The 11,718-nt window shown below is 40.1% G+C and carries 12 protein-coding genes and 2 riboswitches; all 12 genes read right to left on the bottom strand.

The window, feature by feature from the left end; genetic code table 11:
* Position 1: 1 nt before the first annotated feature.
* Positions 2-694: a thiaminase II gene (gene tenA, locus ACERDH_RS05020; RefSeq protein ID WP_261031293.1), complete on the bottom strand. Its 693-nt coding sequence runs from the start codon at positions 692-694 to the stop codon at positions 2-4.
* 10 nt (positions 695-704) lie between these two features.
* The gene (locus tag ACERDH_RS05015) at positions 705-1,355 is read right to left on the bottom strand and encodes an energy-coupling factor transporter transmembrane component T (RefSeq protein WP_386683889.1); all 651 of its coding nucleotides are present in this window, start codon (positions 1,353-1,355) and stop codon (positions 705-707) included.
* A gap of 1 nt (position 1,356) precedes the next feature.
* The gene (locus ACERDH_RS05010; RefSeq protein ID WP_386683886.1) at positions 1,357-2,742 is read right to left on the bottom strand and encodes an ATP-binding cassette domain-containing protein; all 1,386 of its coding nucleotides are present in this window, start codon (positions 2,740-2,742) and stop codon (positions 1,357-1,359) included.
* On the bottom strand, positions 2,743-3,303 hold the full coding sequence (locus tag ACERDH_RS05005) for an ECF transporter S component (RefSeq protein WP_024057751.1): 561 nt from the start codon (positions 3,301-3,303) through the stop codon (positions 2,743-2,745). It abuts the gene before it with no gap.
* A gap of 155 nt (positions 3,304-3,458) precedes the next feature.
* A riboswitch (TPP riboswitch) is annotated at positions 3,459-3,547 on the bottom strand.
* A 209-nt stretch (positions 3,548-3,756) separates the two neighbouring features.
* On the bottom strand, positions 3,757-4,386 hold the full coding sequence (thiE, locus tag ACERDH_RS05000) for a thiamine phosphate synthase (RefSeq protein WP_386683883.1): 630 nt from the start codon (positions 4,384-4,386) through the stop codon (positions 3,757-3,759).
* Entirely contained in the window at positions 4,376-5,170 is a 795-nt protein-coding gene (gene thiM / locus ACERDH_RS04995; RefSeq protein ID WP_000202461.1) for a hydroxyethylthiazole kinase, read from the bottom strand. Before thiM ends, thiE begins: the two co-directional genes overlap by 11 nt.
* A 136-nt stretch (positions 5,171-5,306) precedes the next feature.
* The gene (locus ACERDH_RS04990) at positions 5,307-5,975 is read right to left on the bottom strand and encodes a TenA family protein (protein WP_033681413.1); all 669 of its coding nucleotides are present in this window, start codon (positions 5,973-5,975) and stop codon (positions 5,307-5,309) included.
* A gap of 214 nt (positions 5,976-6,189) precedes the next feature.
* A riboswitch (TPP riboswitch) is annotated at positions 6,190-6,278 on the bottom strand.
* 148 nt (positions 6,279-6,426) lie between these two features.
* Positions 6,427-7,563 carry an L-lactate oxidase gene (lctO, locus tag ACERDH_RS04985; RefSeq protein ID WP_000120723.1) on the bottom strand — a complete coding sequence of 379 codons (1,137 nt, stop codon included), beginning with the start codon at positions 7,561-7,563 and terminating at the stop codon, positions 6,427-6,429.
* A 232-nt stretch (positions 7,564-7,795) separates the two neighbouring features.
* The gene (gene pyrE, locus ACERDH_RS04980) at positions 7,796-8,428 is read right to left on the bottom strand and encodes an orotate phosphoribosyltransferase (protein ID WP_247933283.1); all 633 of its coding nucleotides are present in this window, start codon (positions 8,426-8,428) and stop codon (positions 7,796-7,798) included.
* Between the two features lie 33 nt (positions 8,429-8,461).
* Positions 8,462-9,163, bottom strand: a complete 702-nt coding sequence (gene pyrF / locus ACERDH_RS04975; RefSeq protein ID WP_386683878.1) for an orotidine-5'-phosphate decarboxylase — start codon at positions 9,161-9,163, stop codon at positions 8,462-8,464.
* 232 nt (positions 9,164-9,395) lie between these two features.
* The gene (locus ACERDH_RS04970) at positions 9,396-10,649 is read right to left on the bottom strand and encodes a cell division protein FtsQ/DivIB (RefSeq protein ID WP_386683875.1); all 1,254 of its coding nucleotides are present in this window, start codon (positions 10,647-10,649) and stop codon (positions 9,396-9,398) included.
* A 9-nt stretch (positions 10,650-10,658) separates the two neighbouring features.
* Entirely contained in the window at positions 10,659-11,717 is a 1,059-nt protein-coding gene (locus ACERDH_RS04965) for a UDP-N-acetylglucosamine--N-acetylmuramyl-(pentapeptide) pyrophosphoryl-undecaprenol N-acetylglucosamine transferase (protein ID WP_061438801.1), read from the bottom strand.
* Position 11,718 lies beyond the last annotated feature (1 nt).

Below are 11,718 nucleotides of genomic sequence, written 5' to 3'. Positions count from 1 at the left end.
TCTATTCTTCTCCTGTTTCTAAAGACTGTAAATCGCTCTTCCATGTCTGGTGTTGGTAGGCCATTTCCCAAAACTTAGCTTCCATATGAACACTGATGTGGAAGGCATCTAGCATTTTTTTCTTGTCTGTCTCGTCACTTTCTCGATAGAGTTGATTGACCAGAGCCTCTTCCTCTCTGATCTGCTGCTCCAATTCATCCGTAATATACGTTTCAATCCATTGTTGATAGAGAGGATTTGGTGATGGTTTAAGATTAAGTGATTTGCCTATATCATGATATAGCCAAGGACAAGGCAGCAAGCTTGCAAAGGCAATACCCAAGTTTGGCTCTGCAAATTGCCGATAAATGTGAGAGATATAATGGTAGCAGGTTGGAGCGATTGGATGCTCATCCATTTCCTGATCGCTGATTTCCAATTCCTTGAAAAATTGTTGGCGGATAAACAACTCACCTTCCACTAGACTCTGAGCATTTTGTTTCAAGAGTCTTTTCATCTCTTGATTTGAAGTCTTATCAGCCAAGAGGTGATAGGCTTCTGAGAAGGCCTTCAAATAGTAGGCATCCTGAATCAGGTAATAGCGGAAAATGGCAGGTTCTAAATTCCCCTCTTGCAACTGTAAAACAAAGGGGTGATGAAAGGAGGCCTGCCAAGCTTCCTTGGATAATTCCATCGCAATATCTGTAAATTCCATAATAACTCCTTTATAAAAATAGACTGGTTTGAAGTAATAAAAAGAAAAGTAGGTAGATTAATTTTGTTTTTTTAGGAATATAAAAAGTCCGATAGCTATTCTCCACCTGTGCATGTTCGTCATAACCATGCGCCGACAGGGCTCTCAGATAAAGATGACGCCACCTAAAGACTGTCATCAGAACCTTGCTGTAAATCAAGGGAGACCAAAAATGCAGTGCTTGACCGCGCAATAAGCAAGCTTCCTTAAGGGACTTGATTTCTTGCTGAATAAGGGGGAAGGAATTGAATACCACAATCAAGGCATAGGCCCAAGAGCGTGATAACCCCTTTTGAGCCAAGTACAAGAGAAGCTCTTTTAGGGAAATAGAGGAAACAAAGACAAGACCAATACAAACGGTCACAAAGGCCCTCGTTCCAAGCATGACTGCCTGCGAAGCATCCCCATGTAACTGAACTGCCCAGTAGTTGGCCAAGGATGGCAAAATGGCGAGCAGAATCATCCAAGCCAATACTTTAAATCGCCGGTAATAGAGCATAAAGAGAATGCAAAATGCGACTACCGAGAGATTAAGAGCAATCGAAGGAATGAAAGATGTTTCCAAGGATAAAATCAGCAAGAAGAGACTGATAATCGGTGTCTGGGTTGCTACTTTGACCATACTATCTCACCTCCCCTTGAGTATTGCTACTCTGAGATGTGAGTGGTTTGGTAATTGTCACTTTTTTCACATGACTGAGACCCTGACTAGTCATCTCAATCCAATAATCAACCACAGAGATCAAGGGATCTAAACGATGGCTAATGATCAGAAAACTTCTTCCTTGATTTCTCTCCTCCACAATCCACTGACAAAAATAAGAGCAGGCTCTATCATCCAAACCTGCAAAAGGTTCGTCTAGCAAGATCACAGAAGCCTTACTAGTCAAGATGGTCAAGAGCTGAAGAATCTTTTGCTGGCCACCACTTAATTGATAGGGACTCTCATCGAGTGCCTGCTCCAAATCAAAATATTGTAAAGCTTGATGTATCCGCTGATTTCTTTCAGAGTCTGGACTATCTAATTGAAGTTCCTCTCTCAGACTGACTCGGATAAACTGCTTCTCAGCTTCCTGAACAACACCCGTTAGGTCACGATACAAACTCTTTTTCTTTTTCAGGACTGTCCCCTTCCAGGTAATGCGTCCCTTATACTTTTGAAATTGAAGAATAGACCGAAAGAGGGTTGATTTCCCGACACCATTATCACCCAAGATACAGGAGACTCCTTGGTAGAATGTAAAATCCGCAATTGAAAAGAGGGGGCGATGTTCCAGCTCACAAGTGATTCGGTCCATATGGAATAGTTCTGGGCTAGAAGCAACCTCCTTTGAAACAGCCTGTGTCATTTCAGAGGCAGGGATTTGATTTATTTTCCTTAGTTGTCCGTCTCTTAGCTCCACCATATGGTCAATATAGGCTTCATAATCAGATAAATCATGGTCACACAAAATAACTGTCTTCCCATTAGAGGCCAACTCTTTTAGAATCTCCAAGATCTCTACCCTGCTCTTGCGGTCAATGGAAGCAAAGGGCTCATCCAAGAGATAGACCCTAGGATTCATAGCAAAGAGAACTGCCAAAGCAGCCTTTTGCTTTTCCCCACCTGATAAGTGATGAATTGGACGGTGTAAGATTGCCTTGCATCGACATTGCTGGACAACCTCTGCTATTTTAGATTCAATTTCCTGAACGGGATGCCCAATATTTTCCAAGGTAAAAATCAGCTCTTCAAACAAGTTCTCCATGGTAAATTGATGATTGGGATTTTGAAAGAGAATACCAACCGTCTGGACACGTTTGATGATAGAAAGCTGACTGACCTCGCTCCCATCTATCAGGACTTGACCGCTATAGGGAAGAGAACTGACTTGAGCAATCATTTGAAAGAGGCTCGATTTTCCAGACCCACTGCTCCCAACTAACAAGGTAAAGGCTTGCGCATGAAAAGTAAAATCAAGCGGCTCAGAGAAGATTGGGGACTGAATCTCTCGTAATTCCAGCCCCATCTATGCCTTCCCTCCAGCTGCAAACTGATGATAGAGTTTGACAATGGCACGAACCAAGATGGTACAGAAGAAAAAGACGGAAATAAAACGTACTACAAGCAAGGAAAGAACAAAAGGAAGTGAAAAGGCGTAGTAACCTAACTTAATGTATTCATAGACAAAGCTAACAAGCGTAATCCCAATACTATTGGCAGTTAGAGAGAGCCAACTTTCATAGCGATTCTTGGTTACGATAAAACCAAATTCACTTCCCAAACCTTGAACCAAGCCAGACAAAAGGGCACCTAGACCGAATTGGCTACCATAAAGGACTTCAGCAAGCGCAGCTAGCACTTCACCAATCGTTGCGCTTCCCACTCTTGGAACAAAGATGGCAGCAATAGGAGCAGCCATACACCAGAGACCAAAGAGGATTTCATTGGCAAAGGCCTGCAAGCCAAGAGGGGCTAAAATCAGAGTGAGGATATCAAACAGATAGCCAGATCCTACAAAAACGCCACCAAAAAAGATAGACAAGAAAGCAAGTAAAATAACATCTTTTAACTGCCATTTTTTCAACATAAAAAACTCCTTTTTTAAAGAAAAGTGGGGTATTCAAGGTGAGCTACCTAAATGCTTTGTATCATCTTCATCCAGTTTCGTAAAAGAAAAAACTCTAATTACAGATAGAAATTAGAGTTCAGCTTACAAGATTAGATGGTTAGTTTCTATAAATACAAAACCATTTCACATTTCCCTTCGCCAGTCTTAACTGTATCAGGTTCAATGGGTATCATCTCAGCCTAAAGCACCCCAAATGTCTTTATTATTTAATTATATAAATATTATAACAAACGATTTATTCTAGTTCAAGAAATTGAACTGAAAATACAACCTTGCACTCACAAAGATAGCAAGTATTTCTTTTACAAAAACCAAATGTCTTGTTTGATAGATTAGCCATTTGAGCTAAATCTAGACATAGCTTTTTAGAAAAGGAAAACTTCCACTTACTTAGAATCCAAGGATAGATACCTATTGCTCACTCATTTCTCGAACAGTTTTTTCTATATTTTTTGCATACGATATTGCTGAAATGATTGAAACACCGTCAACATTGGTCTTCATAATGTCTTTAATATGTTTCGTCTGTATCCCACCAATTGCAACTAAGGGCATTTGTGGCAATAGTTTTCTCATCAATTTAAGACCTTCATAACCTATAGCACCACCAGCATCATTCTTTGATTGGGTATCAAATACAGGACCAACACCAACATAATCTACATATTCAACTTTTGATTGTTGAAATTCTTCCTCGTTTTTTATAGAAAGACCAATTATTTTATCTGGCATCAATTTTCTAATTTCATCAACTCCAAGGTCATCTTGTCCTACATGTACGCCATCAGCATCAATTTCCATCGCCAAATCTATATCATCATTAACGATAAACGGAACATTGTATTTTTTACAAAGATCCTGTAGTTTAATTGCTAATTCGACTTTTTCTTTACCTTCTAAGGCTCCCTCCCCTTTTTCACGGAATTGAAATAAGGTTATACCACCTTTTAAGGCTTCCTCAACGACTGTATATAGATCTTTTCCTTGGCAAGTAGTCGTTCCACAAATAAAATATAGTTTTAGTAATTCTTTATGAAACATTTTTCTTCACTCTTTTGAATTTCTTTACATCTTCGTCTGTAATCTCGTATAAGGCATTTATAAATTCAACTTTAAATGTTCCAGGAAGATGCCCATTTGGACGTTTTTCTGCCATTTCTCCAGCGATATTGTAAACCAACATTGCTGTTTCTAATGATTTCAATTCTTGACCTTTTTCTAGTCCGATAAAGCTTGCTACTACAGCACCTAATAAGCATCCTGTCCCAATAACTTTTGGCATCATGGCACTACCATTATGAATCGTTACCACTTCTCCATTTACCGCAATAGCATCCACTTCACCTGTTACTACAATTGGAATATTAAACTTCTCATTTGCTGCTAGAGCAATTTCGTCAATATTATCTACACCCGCACTATCTACTCCTTTAGATTCCACATTTATTCCTACTAAAGAGGCAATCTCGCCAGCATTTCCTCTAATCGCTGCTAGTTTGTAATTGTTAATTAGATCATCTGCTACTTTTTTTCTATATTCTCCTGCTCCACAGGCTACAGGATCTAAAACTGCTGGGACATTATATTTCTCTGCAATTTTCAAAGCAGCTTGGTATAATTTCCAATTTTCATCTGTCAATGTGCCTATGTTTATTAATAAACCTCCAGCATACTTTAATAAGTCCTCTAAATCTGCTGGAAACTCACTCATGGCTGGTGAGGCACCCAGTGCTACTAATCCATTTGCTGTGAAATTTTTTACTACATCATTGGTTATACAAATGACCAAAGGTGCTTTTTCTTTTAATAATTTTAAACTTGTCATATTGAAATTCTTCCTTCTAACTTTATACGATCTACTGATTTCGATTTATCTCTATCTTTCGTTAAGAAATTTTTTTCATTTACCATTTACATTGAATGATTTACCTCATCAAATTTGTAAATATCCTAAACCTTCTCTAGGCGTCATAGCCAATATCAAAAAAGGCTAATTCTAAGGCAACTGCTTGATTCCAGCGTTCCTGAAGTTCTTTCAAATCTTCTCGACCTTTCCCGAAACGATTGAGTTCGTCAACCAGAAATTGAACCCACTCTGCAAAGAAAGGACCTCTGTGGAGATTGATCCATTCCGAATGAATATAGGCTTCAGGTAGAGCCAAATCTTTAGAACCCCAGTCTAGATAGAGCCCTTCTGCAATGACCAGCATGACCAAAAGATGGGCATAGTCTGATGATGACACAGCAGAATACATAAGCTCCTGAAAGGCTTTTGTTACAGGATGCAAGGTCACTTCCTGGTAATCATTCTCAGATACTTTTAACTCTTTAAAAGCCTTTTGGAAATAACCGTCTTCATCTGCTTCAAGAAAGCCTAGTTGCTTGGCAAAACGAAGTTTGGATTCAAGCTGGTCTGCGTGGGCTACGCAAGCACCCAGCATGGATAAGAAGGCATCAAAGAAGTGATAATCTTGAATCAGGTATTCTTTTAAGACCTTATTCTCAATTGTCCCCGCAAAAAGTTCCTTAACAAAACGATGATTGATTGCAGCTTGCCAATCTTTCTGACTGCTTTTTAATAATTCTCCAACAATCAAACCTGGCTCAAATGCATAGTCTTGTGTTTCCATATTTACTTTTCCTCTCTTTACTCGTTCGTAATCAACAAAACATCAAGAAAATTCTAGTTTTACTTGACCTTTTTAAAGAAAATCAAGGGCGTTCAAGAAGAGCTACCTAAATACTTTGTATCACCTTCATCCAGCTTATATAAACAAAAAAACTCCAATTACAATCAAGAATTAGAGTTGACTTACAAGATTAGATCGTTCATTTCGCCATACGAAAAAACGTTTCACATTTCCCTTCGCCAGTCTTAACTGTATCAGGTTCAATGGGTATCATCTCAGCCTAAAGCACCCCAAATGTCTTTATTATTTAATTACTGCACCAGTATAGCAAAAAATGAAAGCCCTAGCAAGATATTTGATTAGAAAATATATTTGTATAGATTTCAATGGTGATTTATTCTTCCTATAGACGAAGAAAAACCTCCACATCAAGTGGAGGTAATCTCTTTTATCAATACAATTTTAAGTCGCGTGGGTCAACTGGGAAGGTTGGGTTGTATGGGTTATGACGAAGTTTAAAGTGTTTAACATCTTCAATAGTCTGAGTTCCAGACAATTGCATAACTGTCTTCAATTCCGCATTCAAGTGTTCAAAGACTTGACGCACACCAACACTACCGCCGAGAGCCAAGCCATAGATAACCGGGCGACCAATAGCTACCAAGTCTGCTCCTGAAGCCAAGGCTTTAAAGACGTGTTGACCACGACGAATACCTGAGTCAAAGACGATTGGTACGCGTTTATCAACTGCTTCTGCTACTTCTTGAAGTGAGTCAAAGGCAGCTGGTCCACCGTCGATTTGGCGACCACCGTGGTTGGTTACCCAGATACCAGAAGCACCTGCAGCAAGCGAACGTTCAACGTCCTCACGGCATTGTGGTCCCTTGACATAAACAGGAAGTCCTGAGTATTCAGCGATAAATTCTACATCACGTGGAGACAAGCGTTGTTTAGCTGATTTGTAAACAAAGTCCATTGATTTACCAGCACCTTCTGGCAGGTATTCTTCAACAATCGGCATGCCAACTGGGAAGACAAAACCATTACGTTTGTCCACCTCACGATTGCCCCCTACAGTCGCATCTGCCGTCAAGACAATCGCTTTATAACCTTCAGCCTTCACACGGTCCATGATGTGGCGGTTGATTCCATCATCTTTACTAAAGTAAAATTGGAACCAATGAGGTGTCCCTTGAAGGGCTTCCGTAATTTCTGGAAGATCTACAGTAGAGTAAGAGCTAGTTGTGTAAAGAGAACCAAACTCATGCACACCACGCGCAGTCGCCACTTCACCTTGTTCATTTGCCAATTTATGAGCTGCAACAGGCGCCATAATGATTGGTGAAGACAATTTTTCACCTGCAAATTCAATCTCTGTACTTGGATTTTCTACATTGCAAAGCGTATGCGGAACAATGAGCTTGTGGTTAAAGGCGCGAATATTCTCACGTAAAGTGAAAGTATCTTCCGCCCCACTAGCGATATAGCCAAATGCTGCTTTAGGAATGACTTGTTGCGCCATTGGCTCCAAATCATAGGTATTGATGAAGTCTACATGACCTTCTGCATTGCTTGTTTTGTATGACATAAAATGCCCTCCTTGATAAGTAAGCGTTTACTTTGTATATTACAAAAATATCATAACTCTTTTTTCAAAACTTTTCAAATATTTTGTTTGGAAATTTCATACTTTCAATCATTTTACAAAGATAATTAAAAATGATAAACTTTCTTAAGTTATGGAAATTCAAATAATCTTTTCATTTTCTAGTATAAAAAAGAAATCAGGTAATCCTAGTGACTACCTGTTTTTCTATGTTTTAAGCGTTTTGCCAATTTTCTTGGTCTTCTTTAAATCGTTTTAGAAGATCGAGCCCTTCTGGTGTGATGTAACCTTCTTCTTGGGCTAGATGGATGAGTTCACTGTAGTTAGAAAGCGTCACAAGTTTGACACCTGCATCTGAGAAGTTCTTATCTGCTTTTGGCAATTGGTAACTGAAAATCGCTACAACTCCAAGCACATCTGCTCCTTCTCGCTTGGCTGCTGCTACTGCTTCAAGAACAGAACCACCAGTTGAAATGAGGTCTTCAACCACTACCATTTTTTGACCTTGAGCTACGCGACCTTCGATTTGATTACCAGCACCGTGGTCTTTTGGTTTGCTACGGATGTAGGCAAATGGCAAATTCATCTTATCAGCAATAATAGCTCCGTGTGGAATCCCAGCTGTCGCAGTTCCTGCAATCACTTCAACCTCAGGAAAGATTTCTTTGATAGCATCCACAAAACCATTTTCAATGAGAGTACGAGTTTCTGGATAGGCAAGGGTCACACGGTTATCCGTATAAATGGGTGACTTGATACCAGATGCCCAAGTGAAAGGCTCCTCTGGTTTGAGGTAAACGGCTTGAATTTTCAAGAGGTGGCTAGCGATATCTTTAGCAAGTGTCATGGTATTCTCCTTTTATTTTTCTAATATAGTTCTTTAATTCCAGTCCTGTGTCCATTCATCCTTGATGGCATGGTAAGCTGCAACAGGATTTTCAGCTTGAGTAATGGGACGTCCCACTACGATATAGTCACTACCGATTTGATAGGCATCTGCTGGCGTCATGACGCGTTTTTGATCTCCTACTGCAGCACCTTCAGGACGAATACCCGGTGTCAGACAGATAAAATCTGGATTGGTGGCCTGCTTGATGAGTTGCACTTCCTGAGCCGAGCAAACGACACCATCCAAGCCAGCTTCAGCTGTCTTCTTAGCATAATGAATCACAGACTCCTGTAGGCTGGTTTGGATATTTTGAAAATCCTGCATCTGAGCTTCTGATGTTGATGTGAGCTGAGTGACAGCGATCAATTTGCCTTGACTTCCAAGACCTTCACGCGCCGCCTTCATCATCTCTACACCACCAGCCGCATGAACATTGGTCATGTCTACACCAAGCTGAGACAAGATCTTCATGGCTGACTTGACTGTATTGGGAATGTCATGAAGTTTAAGATCAAGAAAGACGCTATGTCCCAAGTTTTTTAAATAGGAAATAATCTCAGGCCCCGTTGCGTAATAAAGCTCCATCCCTACCTTTAGATAAAGGCTTTCTTCTACTGGGAAAAGAGCTAAAAATTCCTTGACCGCCTCAAAACTAGGAAAATCAAGAGCAATAACTGGACGATGTTCTCGCATAGGTTTCTCCTTTTACCTTTGCTAGTGAGAGAGTCTGGCCACAAGAAGCCACGAAAAAAGGAACCTGCCAACAGCAAGGTTCCACGAAAAATGGGTAGTCTCCACCCTTTCACCGTCTAACCTTAGCTGCCTCTCTGGACTGCTTTAAAGGTTTTTTACTATTCTATTATTTCTACTAGCACTTGTCAAGTAAAAACATGGTCACTAAAGAGCTATAGAAAAAAAGCTAAACCTAGCGACGCGATGAACGCTGACTTGTTTGATTTCGATTGCTCTCTTCCTCCAATTTTTTCTTCTCTTCTTCCAATTTATTCTGCTGTTCTTCCAGTCTTTTCTTCTCTTCCTCTTTTTGTTTCTTCTCAGCTTCCTTGGCCTCTTGTTTGGCCTTTTCCTCAGCTTCCATAATTAATTTATCCGCCACAGTGTAACTGTAAATTCCAGCTTCCATGTCAATCACACTCGGTTCTGACAATTGTGGCTTAATCTTACTGTAATATGGCAGTTTCTTACTCATTTCAGAAAGGGGAACCAAAACTTCGTCCGAATCATTCATAGTCAATCGAATTAAATCTGATGTCACCTTGCTTGGGGCTAGTTCCACCTTTTGGATAGCAGACTTGAGTTCGGGGCTAATTTGAGAAAGTTCTGAGGTAAAGGTCTTGATTTGTTCGCTGTCATTAAAGAAAACTGATATATAAGTTTCTGGCAGACTCACCAAACTCACCGAACTGGTCTCAAGCTGACCGCTTGAAAGGATTGGATAATGACTTTCTCCAGAAACATAGTAGGCTACAATATCATATTCCTTGACCTTGATAGTAAACTTGGTTGGAAATTGATAGACAAGCTGAGCTGATTCAACCCAATAGTTGGACTTGATCTGCTCTTCATATTTTGCCTTATCTAGCAGAAGGTTAATCGTATAATCCGAATCCTGAATGCCTGAAGCCTGTCGAATATCATCAGCTGTAGTTTGCACTGTTCCCTCAACACGAATATCCTTCATGGTCGCATAAGGACTAAGCAAATAAGCAGAGACAACCAATAAAATCAGACTGAGAAACAAAATCGAGATAGCCCGCCAGATATGAACTCCTGGAATTTTCGGTTTGACCGGTTTTTCCTTCACAGGCTTTTTTTCTATTTTTTTATCCTGTTTATTCTGTTTCTTTGGCTCTTTGGATTTTGGTTCTTCTTTGGGTACTTCTTTTTTGACGTCTTCTGACTCTTCTACTTTTTCTTCAGACTCTTCCTTAGCTGATTCTGGGTCTTTTGGATCAGATTCACTCTCTTGGTCCTCGGTTGCATCTGACTTTTCAGATTTTGAAGCCATTCGAGCTTGTCTTTCCTTTTCCTTCTCCTCAGCTAAGGCCGCCTCTTCTTCAGCCTTCTTTTTTAGATATTCCTGATTTCGTTTCTGCCATTCTGATAACTCTTTAAATTCTTCGAGGATTTCTTTGCCCTCATTTTTCTTATCTTTTGACATTTACTTTCCTTATGATAAATCTTTTTTCAATAATTGATAAAAATCTGCTAGAGATTTCAATTCCTTAGAAGCCTTCATCTTAGCTTGGTAGTCTTCCTTGTGGCTTAGTAAGTGAGAAAGTTTCTCTTCCAAACTATCCAAGGTCAAATCGCTTTCTTGAAGTTCTTCTGCATAGCCTTTTTTTACAAAGTAAGCTGCATTTTCAATCTGGTCTCCACGACTAGCTTCACGACCAAGTGGCACAATAACATGCAATTTTGCCATGGCCAAGAGCTCAAAAATCGTATTAGCGCCACCTCGTGTCACAACAATATCAGCCAATTCCATCAAGGGTTGATAGAGATTGGTCACATAGTCAACACGAAAGAGATTTTGACTCAACTCATTCAGGCTAGAATCTCCAGTTAAATTGATAATATTGTAGCGTTCTGTCAGTTCTTTCTTATGGTCTGTCACCAATTGGTTAAAGACACGAGCGCCTGCAGAACCACCAACAAACAATACTGTTGGCAATTTGGGATTAAAGTGAGTTTGAATATCCACCAATTCATCTGGTTCTGGACTTTTTTGGTCTGAAACCTTTGTCACTGCTCCCACATGCTCGACCTTAGACAAACTTGAAGCTTGTTCAAAGGTTGAATACATCTTCGTCGCAAATTTATAGGCGATTTTATTGGCCAAGCCCATAGACAGGTCCGATTCGTGAATAAAGACTGGCACTCCTGACACACGCGCAGCGATAACAGGCGGTACTGAGACAAAGCCTCCCTTTGAAAAAAGAGCCTGTGGACGAAGTCGTAACATGATAAAGAGCGACTGGACAATTCCCCAGCCAACTTTAAAGACGTCCAGCATATTTTGCCAAGAGAAATAGCGACGCAATTTCCCAGTCGCAATGGAGTGGAAGGTGACATCTAGACCCGACTTGAGGATTTCTTGGTGTTCGATCCCACGCTTATCTCCGATATAGTGGACTTCCCAACCATCTTCGATGAACTTGGGCATTAACAAAAGGTTGAGGGTTACGTGTCCAACCGTCCCCCCACCTGTAAAGACAATTTTTTTCATA

It is taken from the genome of Streptococcus bovismuti (assembly GCF_042436615.2).
Taxonomy (GTDB): domain Bacteria; phylum Bacillota; class Bacilli; order Lactobacillales; family Streptococcaceae; genus Streptococcus.
This window is presented reverse-complemented; position numbering and strand designations above follow the sequence as displayed.